Source organism: Streptomyces sp. NBC_01525, assembly GCF_045040405.1.
Classification (GTDB): Bacteria; Actinomycetota; Actinomycetes; order Streptomycetales; family Streptomycetaceae; genus Streptomyces; species Streptomyces benahoarensis.
This window is the reverse complement of the sequence record NZ_CP109397.1, coordinates 5051195-5067657: the sequence shown is the minus strand read 5'-3', so window position 1 is coordinate 5067657 and position 16463 is coordinate 5051195. Positions and strand designations below refer to the sequence as shown.

Here is a 16463-nt window from a genome sequence, read left to right as displayed (position 1 = left end):
GGTCCACCGAAAGGTGGGCCGGCTTTTCGTCGTTGTCCCACGGGGCACGGAGCCCTCGGTTGTCCCACGGGGCCGGGGCGTTGTCGCGGGCGGACGGCGCCCCGTACGGCGGGCACACGATGCGGAGGCGAGCGCCCCGTGCGGCGGGCGCACGGGGCAGGATCAGGCCCCTCGCGCGGGGGGCCGTGCCCCGTTGCCGCGCGGCGCGCACTGTTGCCGGGTATGGGCCCCGTGTTGCCGTCCGTTACGGGTGGGCGCCGCTCGTTGCGCCGTCGTTGCGGTCTCGTGGCCGGGCGGCGGTACCGCTTCCGGGGCGTTCCTCGCCGCCCCTAGTGTCCGGGTTCCGGACGCGGCACTCCCCTGCCGGGTCCGTCCGTCACCCACTGTGCGAGGACCGTTCATGAGCCAGCCCGTCGACTCCGTCACCGCAGGACACACCACCGACGACCACGCCGGGGCGGAGGACCCGTCCGCCGCGTGGTCCTTCGAGACCCGGCAGATCCACGCGGGTGCGGCCCCCGATCCCGCCACCGGGGCCCGCGCGGTGCCGATCTACCAGACGACGTCCTTCGCCTTCCGGGACACGCAGCACGCCGCGGACCTCTTCTCGCTCGCCGAGCCCGGCAACATCTACACCCGGATCCACAACCCCACCCAGGACGTCCTGGAGCAGCGGGTCGCCGCGTTGGAGGGCGGCGTCGCGGCCGTCGCGCTCGCCTCCGGGCAGGCCGCCGAGACGCTGGCGCTGCTGACGCTGGCGGGCGCCGGTGACCACGTCGTGGCCTCGTCCTCGCTGTACGGCGGGACGTACAACCTGTTCCGGCACACCCTGCCGCGGCTGGGCGTGGAGGTGTCGTTCGTCGACGACCCCGACGACATCGCCGCCTGGCAGGCGGCCGTACGCCCCACGACGAAGACGTTCTTCGCGGAGACGCTGGGCAATCCGCGGGGCAACGTCCTCGACGTCCGGGCGGTCGCGGACGCGGCGCACGGGGCGGGCGTGCCGCTGATCGTCGACAACACGGTGCCCACGCCCTATCTGCTGCGGCCCATCGAGCACGGCGCGGACGTCGTGGTGCACTCGGCGACGAAGTTCCTCGGCGGACACGGCACCACGCTGGGCGGCGTGGTGGTCGACGCGGGCACCTTCGACTTCGGGGCGCACGCCGAGCGGTTCGCCGCCTTCCACACCCCCGACCCGAGCTACCACGGGCTGCGCTACTGGCCGGACCTGGGCCCCGGCGCGTTCGCCGTGAAGCTGCGGGTGCAGCTGCTGCGCGACATCGGCCCGGCCATCGCGCCGCACTCCGCGTTCCTGCTGCTCCAGGGCATCGAGACGCTCAGCCTCCGCCTGGAGCGGCACACCGCCAACGCGCAGGCGCTCGCCGAGTGGCTGGAGCAGCGCGACGAGGTGGCGGCGGTGCACTACCCGGGGCTGACGTCCAACCGCTGGTACGAGGCGGGGCAGACGTATCTGCCGCGTGGTGCGGGCGCGGTGCTCTCGTTCGAGCTGCGCGACGGCATCGAAGCGGGCAAGAAGTTCGTCGACGCGGTGCGGCTCTTCAGCCACCTCGCGAACATCGGTGACGTACGGAGCCTGATCATCCACCCGGCGTCGACCACCCACAGCCAGCTCGACGAGGAGCAGCTGGCGGCGACCGGCGCGGCGCCGGGCCTGGTGCGGCTCTCCGTCGGGCTGGAGAGCCTGGAGGATCTGCGGGCCGATCTGGAGGCGGGGTTCCGGGCCGCGAAGGCGGCGTCCTGAGCACCGTCGCGTCGGGCCGTGCCCTCCCGCCGGCCTCCGGGGCCTGGCGGGAGGGCGATCCGCCGGGCCGCCGCCGGTGGGTGACGCTGCCCGGCACGCTGCCGCTGGAGGCCGGTGGCGCACTGCCGGGCGTGCGGATCGCGTACGAGACGTGGGGCACGCTCGCCCCGGACGCCTCGAACGCGGTGCTGGTGCTGCACGCGCTGACCGGCGACAGCCATGTGGCGGGCCCGGCGGGGCCCGGGCATCCCACGGCGGGCTGGTGGGACGCGCTGGTCGGGCCGGGCGCGGCGCTGGACACCCGGCGGTGGTTCGTGGTGGCGCCCAATGTGCTGGGCGGTTGCCAGGGCAGTACGGGTCCGGCGTCGCCCCGTCCCGGCGGCGCGGGGCGGTGGGGGCCGGACTTCCCGCTCGTGACACCGCGGGACCAGGCCGCCGCCGAGGCTCGGCTGGCCGACGCGCTGGGCATCGGGCGGTGGGCGGCGGTGATCGGCGGCTCCATGGGCGGTATGCGGGCCCTGGAGTGGGCGGTGGGGCTGCCGGAGCGGACCGGTGCGCTGCTGGTGCTGGCGTGCGGGGCGGCGGCGTCGGCGGAACAGATCGCGTGGGGCGCCGTGCAGACGGCCTCGGTGCGCGCCGATCCGGGCTGGCGCGCGGGGCGGTACCACGACGCCCCGGACGGTGCGGGCCCGCACCGGGGGCTGGGCGTCGCCCGACGGATCGCCCAGCTCACCTACCGCAGCGAACCGGAGCTGGCGGACCGGTTCGGGCGGCGGGCGCAGCCCGGCGAGGACCCGTGGCGCGGCGGGCGGTACGCGGTGGAGTCGTACCTCGACCACCATGCGGGCAAGTTGGTGCGGCGGTTCGATGCGGGGAGCTACGTCACGCTCGTCGAGGCGATGAACGCGCACGACGTGGGGCGCGGACGGGGCGGCGCGGCGGCGGCCCTGGCGCGGGCGCGGATGCCCGCGGTGGTCGCCGGTATCGGCTCCGACCGGCTCTACCCGCCCGCCCAGCAGGCCGAGTTGGCGGCCCTGCTCCCCAGCGCCGACCGGCCACGCATCCTCGACTCACCGTCCGGCCACGACGGTTTCCTCACCGAGACGGAACAGGTCGGGGCGGTACTGCGGGAGGTGCTGGGGCGGGGGTGAGGGCGCCGCCCCGGGGCGGGCGCGAGGCCACCCCGCATGGGGCGGCGGCACGGGGAGAGGCAAGCCGGACATGGGGCAGGCGCGAGGCCACCGCATGGGACGGCCACCGCATGGGACGGCCACCGCATGGGACGGGCACGACCAACCCCGCATGGGGCGGGCGCGAGCCCCCCGCACAGGGCGGGCACCGCACCGCCTCACCGAACGGCTGCCCCCTCACACTCCCTCATGCCACCGCCACCCATGATCCACCGGCCCGATCCCGCTCCCCAGCCGGAAGCCCGCCGCGAGTGCGCCCGTGACGTACTCCTTCGCGGCGGTGACGGCCTGCGGGACGGTGTCACTGTGGGCGAGCCGGGCGGCGACGGCGGAGGCGAGGGTGCAACCGGTGCCGTGGGTGTGGCGGTTGTCGTGGCGCGGGGCGCGCAGCCAGTGCTCCTCGGTGCCGTCGGTGAGCAGGTCGACGGCGTCGGCGGCGCCGGGCAGATGGCCGCCCTTGATGAGCGCCCAGCGCGGCCCGAAGGCGAGGACCGCGTCGGCGGCGCGGCGCATCCCGGTCTCGTCCGTGGTGCGCACGCCGGTCAGCTGCGCCACCTCGTCGAGGTTGGGCGTGGCGACGGTGGCGGTCGGCAGAAGCTTGGTGCGGACCGCGTCGAGGGCGGTCGTGGCGAGCAGCGCATCGCCGTGCTTGGAGACGCCGACGGGGTCGACGACGACGGGCACGGCCAGCTCCGCGAGGAGCGCGGCGACGGTCTCCACCAGCTCCGGCGAGGCGAGCATCCCGGTCTTCACCGCCTGAACGCCGATGTCGTCGACGACGCTGCGGAACTGCGCCCGCACCGCCTCGGCGGGCAGCTCCCAGGCGCCCTGGACGCCCCGGGAGTTCTGCGCGGTGACGGCGGTGACCACGCTCATGCCGTGGGTGCCCAGCGCCAGCATCGTCTTGAGGTCGGCCTGGATGCCCGCGCCGCCGCCGGAGTCGGAGCCGGCGACGGTCAGTACGCGTGGTGGGGTCTGCACGGCGCCGAATCTACCGGCCGCCGCCGGGCGCCACGGAGCCGCCCCGGGGCGGGGATTCGGCGTCGCCGTTGTCCCCGAAGTGATCCCAGCCGGCCCGGGCCCAGGGCGCCCCGTCCACCGTCACCTGCGGCAGCGCGGAGGGGTGCAGAACCTCGCCGATGACCTTCCAGCGGGCGGGCAGCTTCACATCGGGCGGGAACGTCGCGACGATCGCGTGGTCCTCGCCGCCGTTGAGCACCCACTGCATGGGGTCGACGCCGACGGCGGTGCCGATGTCGGACATCTGCGTGGGGATGTCGATCTTGGTGGAGGCGAGGTCGATGCGGACCTTGCTGGCCTCCGCGATGTGCCCGAGGTCGGCGACGAGGCCGTCGCTGACGTCCGTCATGGCGGTGGCGCCCAGTCCGGCCGCCGCCGGGCCCGCGTGGTACGGCGGTTCGGGCCGCCGGTGCGCCTCGACGAAGGCGCGCGGCGAGCGGAACCCGCGGGTCAGCACGGCGTACCCGGCGGCCGACCAGCCCAGCCAGCCGGTCACCGCGACGACATCGCCGGGCTGCGCGCCGCCGCGGGTCACCGGCTCGGCGTTGCGCAGATCGCCGAGGGCGGTGATGGCGACGGTGATGGTGTCGCCGCGTACGACGTCGCCGCCGACCACCGCGGCACCGGCGACCTGGCATTCGTCGCGCAGCCCGTCCATCAGCTCGGTCGGCCAGGTGGCGGGGAGTTCCGCGGGCACGACGAGGCCGAGGAGGATGGCGGTGGGCACGGCGCCCATGGCGGCGATGTCCGCGAGGTTCTGGGCCGCGGCCTTCCGGCCGACGTCGTACGCGGTGGACCAGTCGCGGCGGAAGTGCCGGCCCTCCAGGAGGATGTCGGTGCTGGCGACGACCCTCCGGTCGGGCGCGGTGACCACCGCGGCGTCGTCGCCCGGACCGATGCGTACCGCCGGGGTGGGGGTGATGCGGGAGGTCAGCTCCCGGATCAGCCCGAATTCCCCCAGCTCGCCCACGGTGCCCTTCATGCTGTCGCCCTTCTCCTGCGTACGGCCCGTCCGTACTTCGCTGGTCTGGGCGCCGCACCGGCCGCCGTCACCGCGCGGGTCTCCCCGCTCCGCTCGGTGACGCGGTACCGTGGCGTCCCTTCTTCCCCCATGATCCTCGAAGCCGCCCTGGAGGTCCCGTGGTACAGGCGTACATCCTGATCCAGACCGAGGTCGGCCGGGCCTCGGCGGTGGCGGAGGTGATCGCGCAGATCCCCGGTGTGCTGACGGCCGAGGATGTGACCGGTCCCTACGACGTCGTGGTGCGCGCGCAGGCGGAGACCGTCGACGAGCTGGGCCGGCTGGTCGTCGCCAACGTGCAGCGGGTGGAGGGGATCACCCGCACCCTGACCTGTCCGGTAGTCCATATCTAGCTCCCCGTATGCTCGGCCGGGTGATCTCGTCTCGTCGCTGGTTGCCGGTCCTGCCGTCGCTCGCCGTGCTGTGCTGCACGGCGGGCTGTTCCTCCGCGGACGAGGTCACGCCGCCCGCGCCCGAGGGCGCGTCGGCCCAGCACTGCCGGGCCCTCCACAAGGAGTTGCCGGACACCGTCGACGGGCTGGCGCGCAGGAGCACCGAGCCCGCGTCGGATTTCACGGCCGCCTGGGGCGACCCCGCCGTACAGGTGCGCTGCGGGGTGCCGAAGCCGGGCGCGTTGACGTCCGGGGGTGAACATTACAACCCCGGCGCCGACGCGGCGGACGTCAACGGCGTCTCGTGGTTCCTGGAGAAGCGCGACGACGGCTACCGCTTCACAACGGTACTGCGCAGGACCTACGTCGAGGTGACGGTGCCGGGGAAGTACGCCCCCGAGGTCAACGCGCTCACCGATCTCGCCACCGCGGTGAAGAAGACCGTGCCCGAGGGCGTCTGAGCCGGACCCGCGGCGGGCGGGCCCGGCACCGGACGGGTCAGCGCAGGCCGGTGGAGCGGTTCAGCGCCGCTTGGAGGAGCCGGTCGATCAGCTCCGGGTAGCTCACACCGCTCTCCTGCCACATCCGCGGGTACATCGAGATGGGCGTGAAGCCGGGGAGTGTGTTGATCTCGTTGATCACGAACTCGCCGTTCTCCTGGAGGAAGAAGTCCGCACGGACCAGGCCCTCGCAGGACGCCGCCTCGAACGCCGCGACGGCCAGTTCCTGGACGCGGACGGTCTCCTCGGCGGTGAGCGGCGCGGGCACCAGGCCCGCCGCCGAGTCGATGTACTTCGCCTCGAAGTCGTAGAAGTCGTGGGCGGTGACCGGCGGGATCTCCGCCGGGACGCTGGCGCGCGGGCCGTCCTCGAACTCCAGGACCCCGCACTCGATCTCGCGGCCGCGCAGCAGCGACTCGACGACGACCTTCGGGTCGTGGCGCCGCGCCTCCTCGATCGCGTCGTCGAGCCCGTCGACGTCGTCGACCTTGGTGATGCCCATGGACGAACCGGCGCGGGCGGGCTTCACGAAGAGCGGCCAGCCGTGTTCGGCGGCGAAGTCCACGATCTTCTTGCGGGCGGCCTCGGGGCTGCGCTCCCACTCCCGGGGCCGGATGACCTCGTACGGGCCGACCGGCAGCCCGAAGGAGGTGAACACCCGCTTCATGTAGTCCTTGTCCTGGCCGACGGCGGAGGCGAGGACGCCGCAGCCGACGTAGGGGACGCCGGAGAGTTCCAGCAGGCCCTGGAGGGTGCCGTCCTCGCCGTAGGGGCCGTGCAGCACGGGGAAGACGACGTCGACCTCGCCCAGCGCCTTGGGGACGGAGCCCGGTTCGCTGTAGACCAGCTCACGGTTGGTCGGGTCGACCGGCAGGACGACGCCGCCCTCGCCGGATTCGGCGAGCTCGGCGACGCTCGGCAGGCGGCGGTCCGCGATGGCCATCCGCTCCGGGTCGTCGGCGGTCAGGGCCCAGCGTCCGTCGGTGGTGATCCCGATCGGCAGCACGTCGTACTTCTCGCGGTCGATGGCACGCAGGACGGCTCCCGCGGTGACCACGGAGATGGCGTGTTCGGAGCTGCGGCCACCGAACACGACGGCGACACGGGGCTTGTGGGGAGGGGTCTGGCTGCTCATATCGACTTGAGGGTACCTGCTGGTGGATACGGAGTCGGCGCGGCGGCGGCCGTGCGCGGCGCCGTGTCCGCGCGCCGCACGGGGCGGGCCGGGCGCCGCGCGCGGGCGGTCAGTGGCGTTCGGACTTGGCGCTGCGCGACATCAGCTCCTTGAGGGCGACCATCGGCGGCTTGCCCTCGTGGACGATGTCGAAGACCGTCTCGGTGATCGGCATGTCGACGCCGTGGCGGCGGGCCAGATCCCGTACGGATTCGCAGGACTTGACGCCCTCGGCGGTCTGCTTGGTCACCGCGATGGTCTCGGCGAGGCTCATACCGCGGCCGAGGTTGGTGCCGAAGGTGTTGTTGCGCGAGAGCGGCGAGGAGCAGGTGGCGACGAGGTCGCCCATGCCCGCCAGGCCCGCGAAGGTGTGCGCGTCGGCGCCCATGGCGAGGCCCAGGCGGGTGGTCTCGGCGAGACCGCGGGTGATCAGCGACGCCTTGGCGTTGTCGCCCAGGCCCATGCCGCCCGCGATGCCGACGGCGAGCGCGATGACGTTCTTGACGGCGCCGCCCAGCTCGCAGCCGACGACGTCGGTGTGGGTGTACGGGCGGAAGTACGGGGTGTGGCAGGCGGTCTGCAGCCGCCGGGCGACGGACTCGTCGGTGCAGGCGACGACCGCGGCGGCGGGCTGCCGGGCGGCGATCTCCTTGGCGAGGTTGGGGCCGGTGAGGACCGCGACGCGCTCGGCGGGGACCTTCGCGACCTCCTCGATGACCTCGCTCATCCGCTTGGCGGTGCCCAGTTCGACGCCCTTCATCAGGGAGACCAGGACGGTGTCGGCGGGCAGCAGCGGCGCCCAGGCGGCGAGGTTGTCGCGCAACGTCTGCGAGGGGACGGCGAGGACGGTGAAGTCGGCCCCCGCGGCTGCCTCGGCGGGGTCGGTGGTGGCCCGCACGGACGCGGGCAGCTCCACCCCCGGCAGGTAGTCGGGGTTGGTCCGGTCCTTGTTGATCGCGTCGGCGACGGCGGCGCGGCGGCCCCAAAGGGTCACCTCGCAGCCCGCGTCGCCGAGGATCATCGCGAATGCGGTGCCCCAGGACCCCGTGCCGTAGACGGCGCAGCGCGTCACTTGCCTTCATCCTCCTGTGCCTGCTGGGTGCTTCGGACCGGCCCGGCGGCGGCCGCCGCCCGGGCCGCCTCGCGGGCCGCGCGCCGCTCGTGGGCGAGCGCCCGGCGCGGGTCGAACGGTACGGCGGGCGGGGTCTCGCCCCGAACGTCCGCCAGCTGCGCGGTGATCGCCGCCATGATCGTCTCGGTGACCTCGCGCAACACCTCGGCGGTGGGCTCCTTGCCGTGGTACGCGCTGAGGTCGACCGGCGGCCCGGCCTGCACCCGCAGCGTCTTGCGCGGCAGCAGACGGAGCTTCTTCTCCTTGGCGTACGGCGGCATCGCCTCGTTGGCGCCCCACTGCGCGACGGGGATGACCGGCGCCTTGGTGAGCAGGGCCACGCGCGCGGCGCCGGTCTTGCCCTGCATCGGCCAGAGCGCCGGATCACGGGTGAGCGTCGCCTCGGGATAGAAGGCGACGCATTCGCCCTTCTCGATGGCGGTGACGGCGGCACGGAACGCGTTGGCGGCGTCGGTGGTTTCCCGGTAGACGGGGATCTGTCCCGTGCCGCGCATCATCAGGCCGACAAAGCCGCTGCGAAAGAGCCCGGACTTGGCGAGGAATCGGGGAACCCGCCCGGTGTTGTACTGATAGTGCGCGTACGACAGCGGATCGAGATACGAGTTGTGGTTGACGGCGGTGATAAATCCGCCGTCGGCCGGAATGTTCTCCATTCCGCGCCAGTCCCGCTTGAACAGAACCAGGAGCGGCGGTTTGCAGATGACCGCGGCCAAGCGGTACCAGAAGCCGATTCTGCGGCGGGACACGTGGACACCCTCCTTGTGGGACCTGCTGAGCTGCTGCGAGCCGGCAGCCGCACAAGTGTCGCCCCAGGTACCCGCTATGTCGAGAACACCGTAACCCCGCGGTCCCCGACGGGCTGCGGCAGCAGGGAAAATCGAATCCTATGCGAGGAGACGGAGTGGATGTGGGCTGGAGCCTGGTCGTGCCGTTGAAGCCGCTGGTGCGGGCCAAGAGCAGGCTTTCCCCGGCGGTCGGTGAGGAGTTCCGCCCGCGACTGGCGCTCGCATTCGCCCTGGACACCGTCGGCGCGGCACTGGCCTGCGGCGACGTCGCGGATGTGGCGGTTGTCACGGACGATCCGGCGGTCGCCGGGCCCCTTTCGGCGCTCGGCGCGCGGATCGTGCCCGACACCCCGGCACACGGCCTCAATGCGGCACTGGCCCACGGCGCGGCCGCGGTCCGGGCGCGCCGCCCGGGCGCGGCGGTCGCGGCCCTCAACGCCGATCTGCCCGCACTGCGCACCGCCGAACTGGAATCCGTCCTGCAAAGGGCCGCGCTATTTCCGCGGGCTTTTCTCGCCGATGCGGCGGATATCGGAACAACGCTTCTCACCGCACGTTCCGGTACGGAATTGGCACCGGCATTCGGCGGCCGTTCGCGGGAGCGGCACCGTGCGTCGGGCGCACGGGAGATTTCCGGGCGGGCGGCGGCTTCGGTGCGCCGGGACGTGGACACCGGCGAGGACCTGCACGAGGCACTGGCGCTCGGGGTGGGAGCGCACACGGCGCGGGTGGCCGCGGCGCTGGCCCGGACGGCGGGCGCCGCGGGGCTCTCAGAGGGTCTGGAGCGTGAGGAGCGTGATCCGGAGGGCGTCGCCCTCGCCGGTGGTCTCGATCCGTACCCGCTGGCCGGGACGCAGCAGGCGCAGACCCCCCGCGTCGAAGGCGGCGGCGTCGAAGGGCACGGGGGTGCCGTCGTCCAGCAGCACGCTGCCGGAACGGGAGTCCGAGTCGTAGGTGTACGCGGTGGCCTGCATGGTGCAGAGCCTAAAGGAGCCGGCCGCCCCCGGTGAACGCGCGGTCGCCACGCACCGCGGGCCGGGCTCCCCGGAGGGAGACCGGCCCGGCGCGAGGCGTCACCGCTGCGGGAATTACCGCTTGCGGGCGGTGGTCTTCTTCGCGGCGGTCTTGCGTGCCGTGGTCTTCTTCGCGGGAGCCTTCTTCGCGGTGGTCTTCTTCGCGGGCGCCGTCTTCGCCGTGGTCTTCTTGGCGGCGGGGGCGGTCTTCTTCGCCGGGGCGGCCTTCTTCGCAGTGGTCGTCTTCGCCGCCGTGGTCTTCTTCGCGGCGGCCGTGGTCTTCTTCGCCGGCGTCGCCTTCTTGGCGGTGGTCTTTGCGGCCGTGGTCTTCTTCGCCGCGGCGGTCGTCTTCTTCGCCGTGACCTTCTTGGCGGTGGTGGCCTTCTTGGCGGCCGCCTTCTTCACGGTCGTACGCGTGGAAGCGCCGCCCGAGAGGCTGCCCTTGGGCGCCTTCTTGACGGCCACGTCGTGCTTGGGGAGCTTCTTGGAACCGCTCACCAGGTCCTTGAATCCCTGACCCGCGCGGAATCGCGGCACCGAGGTCTTCTTGACCCGCACGCGCTCTCCGGTCTGCGGGTTCCGGGCGTAGCGGGCCGGGCGGTCGACCTTCTCGAACGACCCGAATCCGGTGACCGAAACGCGGTCGCCGGCGACAACTGCACGGACGATTGCGTCCAGTACGGCGTCCACCGCGTCCGCGGCGTTCTGACGGCCACCGAGCTTGTCGGCAATGGCTTCTACGAGCTGCGCCTTGTTCACGTCTTCCCCTTCGGAGACATTGCTGGAACGATAGATTCCAAGCTTTTTCGCACGTTAGGCAGATATATACCGCAAATCAAACACGAAACGGGCTAATCACCCTTGTGCCGCAACGCACTCGACCTCACGCACTTCCGTCGGTGTGCACGTCTTCGGGATAACGACCTTCGTCGAGGTCGGCCATGAACCACTCCAGACGCCTTGCCGCGTTCGCAAGATCGTGTTGTGCCGCGGCCGTGATGACGAGCAGCTTCCGGGTCAGCGCCATCCGTACGCCCTCCGGGACTTGCAGTGTCCGCACCCTTGCGTGTGCGTCCTTGAGTTGGTCGGCGACGTAACCGTAGAGCTGGAGTTGGCCGTCGCGTTCCATGCGCTAATTGTGCCATCTGCGGCGAGTTGTCGCTTCACGGGGCCTCAACAGGCGTCCGAACACGCCGATGCGCCCCCTGCCAACTGCACAGGGGGCGCATCGTACGCAATATGTCTTTGAGCCAAAAGTCCGAGGTCAGGCCACCACGGTCCGCGGCTTGAACGCGGGCCTTTTTGCCTCGTACGCGGTGATGGCCGACTCCTCCCGGAGGGTGAGGCTGATGTCGTCCAGCCCCTCCAGCAGTCGCCACCGCGCATTCTCGTCCAGCTCGAAGTCGGCCTCCACACCTGGGGCGAGCACCTTGCGCGCGACCAGGTCGACGGTGACCTCGGCTGCCGGGTCCTCCTCGGCCAGCTGCTGCAGCCGCTCGACGGTCTCCTGCGGCAGGACCACCGTCAGCAGGCCGTTCTTGAGGGAGTTGCCGCGGAAGATGTCCGCGAACCGCGAGGAGATCACGGCCTTGAAGCCGTAGTTCTGCAGCGCCCAGACGGCGTGCTCACGGGAGGAGCCGGTGCCGAAGTCGGGGCCCGCGACGAGCACCGTGGCGCCCCGGTGCGCCTCCTGGTTGAGGACGAACTGCGGGTCCTTGCGCCACGCCTCGAAGAGCCCGTCCTCGAAGCCGTCGCGGGTGACCTTCTTCAGCCAGTGGGCCGGGATGATCTGGTCGGTGTCGACGTTGCTGCGGCGCAGCGGCACGGCCCGGCCAGTGTGGGTGGTGAAAGCTTCCATGGTTCCTCAGACTCCCGCGGGCGTACGAACGTCGGCGTCGGACAGGTCGGCGGGCGAGGCCAGATGCCCGAGCACCGCGGTGGCGGCGGCGACCTGCGGCGAGACCAGGTGGGTGCGGCCGCCCTTGCCCTGCCGCCCCTCGAAGTTGCGGTTGGAGGTGGAGGCGGAGCGCTCGCCCGGCGCCAGCTGGTCGGGGTTCATTCCCAGGCACATCGAGCAACCGGCGTGCCGCCATTCGGCCCCCGCCGCGGTGAAGACCTTGTCCAGCCCCTCCTCGACCGCCTGGAGGGCGACCCGCACCGAGCCCGGCACGACGAGCATCCGCACGCCGTCGGCGACCGAACGCCCCTCCAGAACGGAGGCGGCAGCGCGCAGGTCCTCGATGCGGCCGTTGGTGCAGGAACCTACGAAGACGGTGTCCACACCGATCTCACGCAGCGGCTGACCCGCCGTCAACCCCATGTATTCCAGGGCCTTTTCGGCGGCCTGCCGCTCCGAGGCGTCCTCGTACGAAGCGGGGTCGGGGACGCGGGTGGAGAGCGGCGCGCCCTGACCCGGGTTGGTGCCCCAGGTGACGAACGGGGCCAGCTCGGCGGCGTCGATGACGACCTCCGCGTCAAAGGCCGCGTCGTCGTCGGTGCGCAGCGTGCGCCAGTAGGCGACGGCGTCGTCCCAGTCGGTGCCCTCGGGGGCGTGGGCCCGCCCGCGCAGATAGGCGAAGGTGGTGTCGTCCGGGGCGATCATCCCGGCCCGGGCGCCCGCCTCGATCGACATGTTGCAGACGGTCATCCGGGCTTCCATCGACAGCTTCTCGATGGCGGGGCCGCGGTACTCCAGGACGTAGCCCTGGCCGCCGCCGGTGCCGATCTTGGCGATGATCGCCAGGATCAGGTCCTTGGCGGTGACGCCGTCGGGCAGCTCGCCCTCGACGGTGATCGCCATGGTCTTGAAGGGGGCCAGCGGCAGCGTCTGGGTGGCGAGGACGTGCTCGACCTGGCTGGTGCCGATGCCGAACGCCAGGGCGCCGAACGCACCGTGCGTGGAGGTGTGACTGTCACCGCAGACCACGGTGGTGCCCGGCTGGGTCAGTCCCAACTGCGGTCCCACCACGTGAACAACGCCCTGTTCGACATCGCCCAGCGGGTGCAGCCGCACGCCGAACTCCGCGCAGTTCTTGCGCAGCGTCTCCAGCTGGGTGCGCGAGACCGGGTCGGCGATCGGCTTGTCGATGTCGAGGGTCGGGGTGTTGTGGTCCTCGGTGGCGATGGTCAGGTCCGTACGGCGCACCTGCCGTCCGGCCTTGCGGAGGCCGTCGAACGCCTGCGGGCTGGTGACCTCGTGCAGCAGGTGGAGATCGATGAAGAGGAGGTCGGGCTCGCCTTCCGCGCGCCGGACGACGTGGTCGTCCCAGACCTTCTCCGCGAGTGTCCGTCCCATCGCTTTCCCTCCGGCCGGCCGCATCGCCGGCCCAACTCGTACTGTGCGCACGGTCCCCGCACCCCCGTGCCGGGCCCCGCACCGGGCCCTGGTCGAGGGCCATGGCTACAGAGTGACGACTTCCACGGAAAATTGAACTTGCGTTTCACACTGTGAGACGCAAGTATCGTTGCATGGACAACTCTAGCGGCGTCGGCGTTCTCGACAAGGCGGCTCTCGTATTGAGCGCTCTGGAGTCCGGTCCGGCCACCCTCGCCGGGCTGGTCGCGGTGACCGGGCTCGCACGACCCACGGCCCATCGGCTGGCCGTGGCCCTGGAACACCACCGGATGGTGGCGAGGGACATGCAGGGCCGGTTCATCCTCGGCCCCCGGCTGTCCGAACTGGCCGCCGCGGCCGGTGAGGACCGCCTGCTGGCGACGGCCGGGCCGGTGCTCACACATCTGCGCGATGTGACGGGCGAGAGCGCCCAGCTCTACCGTCGCCAGGGCGACATGCGGATCTGTGTGGCGGCGGCGGAACGGCTGTCCGGACTGCGGGACACCGTCCCGGTCGGCTCCACGCTCCCGATGAAGGCCGGTTCCGCGGCGCAGATCCTCATGGCCTGGGAGGAGCCCGAGCGGCTCCACCGTGGACTCCAGGGCGCCCGCTTCACCGCCACCGCGCTCTCCGGCGTACGCCGCCGCGGCTGGGCCCAGTCGATCGGCGAGCGGGAGCCGGGCGTGGCCTCCGTCTCGGCGCCGGTCCGCGGCCCCTCGAACCGCGTGGTGGCCGCCGTCTCCGTCTCCGGCCCGATCGAGCGGCTGACCCGCCACCCGGGCCGGATGCACGCCCAGGCCGTCATCGACGCCGCCGCCCGCCTCTCCGAGGGCCTGCGCCGCACCGGCTGAGAGGCCCCCCACTCCCCTACGGGCCGTGGCCCGGGGTACCGCCCTTCATGGGGGCTCCCCGGGCCACGGCCCGCCTGCTGCACGCGACGGGGCGGTCAGACGCCCAGCCGCTCCGGGGCCTGCACCCTGTCGCGCAGCGACCGCACCCCGTACGCGGCACCGAGGCCGCGCGCCGGCATGTCCCCGTAGATCGTCTCGTAGCTCCCCGCCGGGACCACATACGTCTCATGCCAGATGCCGACATGCCCCGCACCCTGGCGCGCACGGCGGTTGAACGTGGCCCACGCCGGGCGGTGCTCCCGGTCCGGCGCCACCGCGTACGCCAGCAGCTTCTCCTTGGACTCCCAGTACTGCACGACCTCGAACGTGCGGGGCGGCCCGCCCACCAGCCGGTGGTGGAGCAGTCCGGCCGTACGGTCGCGGCCCAGCTCCTTCAGCATCCTCGGCATCGCGAGGAACACCGGCAGCCAGCGGTGGACCGCCCAGAGGTGGTGAATCCGCATGCCGATGAGAAAGATCACGACATCCCCGTCGGCATCCGCCGTGACCCGGCCGGGATGCATGTCACCGCTCACGTCGCCCCCTCGTTGGATAGCACCACTGCCCAATGATTGGATAGTGGCGCTACCCAAGAAGGAGCACAAGGGATGCGTCTCTCCGAACTGAGCGAGCACAGCGGGGTTTCCACCGCCACGATCAAGTACTACCTGCGCGAACAGCTCCTGCCGCAGGGCCGGCGGATCACCGCGACGCGCTCCGAGTACGACGCGTCCCATCTGCGGCGCCTGCGCCTGATCCGCGCGCTGATCCAGGTGGGCAAGGTGCCGGTGGCAACGGTCCGCGAGGTACTGGCGGCGGTCGACGACGAGAGCCTGGGCCGCACCACCCGGCTCGGCGCCGCCCTGTGGGCGCTACCCCGCGCCGAGGAGGCCGATCCGCAGGCCCCGGCGACGCGCGAGGCCCAGGCGCTGGTGGAGGACCTGCTGACGGAGCTGGGCTGGGACTTCGCCCGCGCCAACGGCGCCCTCTCCCCCGCCTACCGCTCCCTGGTGACTCCTCTGGCCCGTCTGCTGGAGCTGGGCCACCCCGTGACCGTGGCCGAACTCACGCCGTACGCACGGCAGATGGCGTCCGTGGCCGGTCATGACTTCGACGTCCTGGAGACACTGCCGGACGACGCGGAGCGGGCGGAGACCGCCGTGGCCGCCGCGATCCTCCGGGAGCCGGTGCTGCTCGCTCTGCGTCGGGTGGCCCAGGAGGAGGAGTCGGCCCGGCGCTACGGGCCGTGAGACGGGAGGCCGTGCGCGAAGGCCGCACGGATTCCGTCCCGAATTCCGCATACGACAAAGGCCCCTGCCGAAGCAGGGACCTTTTTCTCTTCGCGTACCCCCGACCGGATTCGAACCGGCGCTACCGCCTTGAGAGGGCGGCGTGCTAGGCCGCTACACAACGGGGGCCTGCTTTTTTGCAGTTGAGTTCGCATGACGCGAATTCTCTGCGCTGGGCTACCAGGACTCGAACCTAGACTAAATGAACCAGAATCACTCGTGCTGCCAATTACACCATAGCCCATGGTGGTTTAGACCAGTACCCCCGACCGGATTCGAACCGGCGCTACCGCCTTGAGAGGGCGGCGTGCTAGGCCGCTACACAACGGGGGCCCTAGCGATCCTCACATCGACACATCCGGGAGCGACCCGAAGATGACGGAAAGAAAGGATCTGTACCCCCGACCGGATTCGAACCGGCGCTACCGCCTTGAGAGGGCGGCGTGCTAGGCCGCTACACAACGGGGGCCTGATACTGCACTCAAGAGACCATGGTTTTCTCGAAGAGAAAGATCTCTTGCTGGGCTACCAGGACTCGAACCTAGACTAACGGAACCAGAAACCGTCGTGCTGCCAATTACACCATAGCCCACCAAAACGCAACCCCCAGTGGGGATTTTGTTCGGCTTGCGCTTTCCGGCCGGACCTCTCGGCCCTCCCGGGCGGCGCAGAAAGAACATTACCCGAAGGTGCACGGGGCTCCAAAACCGATAGGGCGCGGAGCAGGGCGGAAACGCCGTAAGGCCCGGTGAGGCGGAGGACGACGGACGGTCCGGAACGGCGGCACCGGGCCGGGGCGCCGCTCCGGCAGCGCTGGTCGGCTCCCCGGCGTACGGGGGCGCCCCTGCGGCCATGAGGGCGGCGGCGGGGCCGCCTCCCTGCCCCTGTCAAGGTTCCCGGCGGGGCGAGCGACGGATCCGGCCGTACGCGGCCCTCGCGGCGCCTCTGGGCGCGCTCC

General features: G+C 71.9%; 17 protein-coding genes, 5 tRNA genes and 1 pseudogene. 7 read left to right on the top strand and 16 right to left on the bottom strand.

Annotated elements, in window-relative coordinates:
* The first annotated feature begins 400 nt into the window (after window positions 1–400).
* Window positions 401–1765 (top strand): bifunctional o-acetylhomoserine/o-acetylserine sulfhydrylase, encoded by a 1365-nt coding sequence (locus tag OG422_RS22785; protein ID WP_405744934.1) that lies wholly within the window; start codon window positions 401–403, stop codon window positions 1763–1765.
* A complete protein-coding gene (locus OG422_RS22780) occupies window positions 1762–2916 on the top strand; it encodes a homoserine O-acetyltransferase (protein WP_405747952.1) in 1155 nt (384 codons plus the stop codon). Before OG422_RS22785 ends, OG422_RS22780 begins: the two co-directional genes overlap by 4 nt.
* Window positions 2917–3132: 216 nt before the next feature.
* Here the strand turns inward: OG422_RS22780 and thiD are convergent, their stop codons facing one another.
* Entirely contained in the window at window positions 3133–3936 is an 804-nt protein-coding gene (thiD, locus tag OG422_RS22775) for a bifunctional hydroxymethylpyrimidine kinase/phosphomethylpyrimidine kinase (protein ID WP_405744931.1), read from the bottom strand.
* A gap of 10 nt (window positions 3937–3946) precedes the next feature.
* Window positions 3947–4957 carry a thiamine-phosphate kinase gene (locus OG422_RS22770; protein ID WP_143940466.1) on the bottom strand — a complete coding sequence of 337 codons (1011 nt, stop codon included), beginning with the start codon at window positions 4955–4957 and terminating at the stop codon, window positions 3947–3949.
* Between the two features lie 158 nt (window positions 4958–5115).
* Here OG422_RS22770 and OG422_RS22765 point away from each other — a divergent pair, with 158 nt between their 5' ends.
* Together OG422_RS22765 and OG422_RS22760 are read left to right on the top strand one after the other, a co-directional pair.
* Complete coding sequence (locus OG422_RS22765) at window positions 5116–5349, top strand: Lrp/AsnC family transcriptional regulator (protein WP_143940467.1); 234 nt, start codon at window positions 5116–5118, stop codon at window positions 5347–5349.
* 8 nt (window positions 5350–5357) lie between these two features.
* Complete coding sequence (locus tag OG422_RS22760) at window positions 5358–5849, top strand: DUF3515 domain-containing protein (RefSeq protein WP_143940468.1); 492 nt, start codon at window positions 5358–5360, stop codon at window positions 5847–5849.
* Between the two features lie 37 nt (window positions 5850–5886).
* Here the strand turns inward: OG422_RS22760 and OG422_RS22755 are convergent, their stop codons facing one another.
* The 3 genes from OG422_RS22755 to OG422_RS22745 form a co-directional block, all read right to left on the bottom strand.
* Complete coding sequence (locus OG422_RS22755; protein WP_405744926.1) at window positions 5887–7023, bottom strand: D-alanine--D-alanine ligase family protein; 1137 nt, start codon at window positions 7021–7023, stop codon at window positions 5887–5889.
* A 109-nt stretch (window positions 7024–7132) separates the two neighbouring features.
* Window positions 7133–8134, bottom strand: coding sequence for an NAD(P)H-dependent glycerol-3-phosphate dehydrogenase (locus OG422_RS22750; protein ID WP_143940470.1), 1002 nt, complete (start codon window positions 8132–8134; stop codon window positions 7133–7135).
* Window positions 8131–8940, bottom strand: coding sequence for a lysophospholipid acyltransferase family protein (locus OG422_RS22745; RefSeq protein ID WP_405744924.1), 810 nt, complete (start codon window positions 8938–8940; stop codon window positions 8131–8133). The genes OG422_RS22750 and OG422_RS22745 overlap by 4 nt, the downstream gene beginning before the upstream one ends.
* A 140-nt stretch (window positions 8941–9080) precedes the next feature.
* Between OG422_RS22745 and cofC the strand changes: the two are divergent.
* Window positions 9081–9644 (top strand): annotated as a pseudogene (gene cofC / locus OG422_RS22740) (2-phospho-L-lactate guanylyltransferase); the annotation flags it as partial.
* A 105-nt stretch (window positions 9645–9749) separates the two neighbouring features.
* Here the strand turns inward: cofC and OG422_RS22735 are convergent.
* From OG422_RS22735 to leuC, 5 genes are all read right to left on the bottom strand, one after another.
* On the bottom strand, window positions 9750–9953 hold the full coding sequence (locus OG422_RS22735) for a hypothetical protein (RefSeq protein WP_143940493.1): 204 nt from the start codon (window positions 9951–9953) through the stop codon (window positions 9750–9752).
* A gap of 114 nt (window positions 9954–10067) precedes the next feature.
* Window positions 10068–10751: an HU family DNA-binding protein gene (locus tag OG422_RS22730; RefSeq protein WP_405744921.1), complete on the bottom strand. Its 684-nt coding sequence runs from the start codon at window positions 10749–10751 to the stop codon at window positions 10068–10070.
* A gap of 124 nt (window positions 10752–10875) precedes the next feature.
* Window positions 10876–11121 carry a hypothetical protein gene (locus OG422_RS22725; protein ID WP_143940473.1) on the bottom strand — a complete coding sequence of 82 codons (246 nt, stop codon included), beginning with the start codon at window positions 11119–11121 and terminating at the stop codon, window positions 10876–10878.
* Between the two features lie 135 nt (window positions 11122–11256).
* A complete protein-coding gene (gene leuD, locus OG422_RS22720) occupies window positions 11257–11850 on the bottom strand; it encodes a 3-isopropylmalate dehydratase small subunit (protein WP_143940474.1) in 594 nt (197 codons plus the stop codon).
* A 6-nt stretch (window positions 11851–11856) separates the two neighbouring features.
* The gene (gene leuC / locus OG422_RS22715) at window positions 11857–13287 is read right to left on the bottom strand and encodes a 3-isopropylmalate dehydratase large subunit (protein ID WP_405744917.1); all 1431 of its coding nucleotides are present in this window, start codon (window positions 13285–13287) and stop codon (window positions 11857–11859) included.
* A 173-nt stretch (window positions 13288–13460) separates the two neighbouring features.
* Between leuC and ndgR the strand changes: the two genes are divergently transcribed.
* Window positions 13461–14177: an IclR family transcriptional regulator NdgR gene (gene ndgR, locus OG422_RS22710; RefSeq protein ID WP_143940476.1), complete on the top strand. Its 717-nt coding sequence runs from the start codon at window positions 13461–13463 to the stop codon at window positions 14175–14177.
* A gap of 95 nt (window positions 14178–14272) precedes the next feature.
* Here the strand turns inward: ndgR and OG422_RS22705 are convergent, their stop codons facing one another.
* Window positions 14273–14740 carry a DUF4188 domain-containing protein gene (locus OG422_RS22705; RefSeq protein ID WP_143940494.1) on the bottom strand — a complete coding sequence of 156 codons (468 nt, stop codon included), beginning with the start codon at window positions 14738–14740 and terminating at the stop codon, window positions 14273–14275.
* Between the two features lie 84 nt (window positions 14741–14824).
* Between OG422_RS22705 and OG422_RS22700 the strand changes: the two genes are divergently transcribed.
* Window positions 14825–15466 (top strand): MerR family transcriptional regulator, encoded by a 642-nt coding sequence (locus tag OG422_RS22700; protein WP_405744913.1) that lies wholly within the window; start codon window positions 14825–14827, stop codon window positions 15464–15466.
* Between the two features lie 95 nt (window positions 15467–15561).
* Here OG422_RS22700 and OG422_RS22695 read toward each other — a convergent pair.
* The 5 genes from OG422_RS22695 to OG422_RS22675 form a co-directional block, all read right to left on the bottom strand.
* A tRNA-Glu gene (locus OG422_RS22695) sits at window positions 15562–15634 on the bottom strand.
* Between the two features lie 43 nt (window positions 15635–15677).
* A tRNA-Gln gene (locus OG422_RS22690) sits at window positions 15678–15749 on the bottom strand.
* Window positions 15750–15765: 16 nt separating this feature from the next.
* Window positions 15766–15838: transfer RNA gene (locus OG422_RS22685), tRNA-Glu, on the bottom strand.
* A 63-nt stretch (window positions 15839–15901) separates the two neighbouring features.
* Window positions 15902–15974: transfer RNA gene (locus OG422_RS22680), tRNA-Glu, on the bottom strand.
* Window positions 15975–16025: 51 nt separating this feature from the next.
* Window positions 16026–16097 (bottom strand) — tRNA-Gln (locus OG422_RS22675).
* Window positions 16098–16463 lie beyond the last annotated feature (366 nt).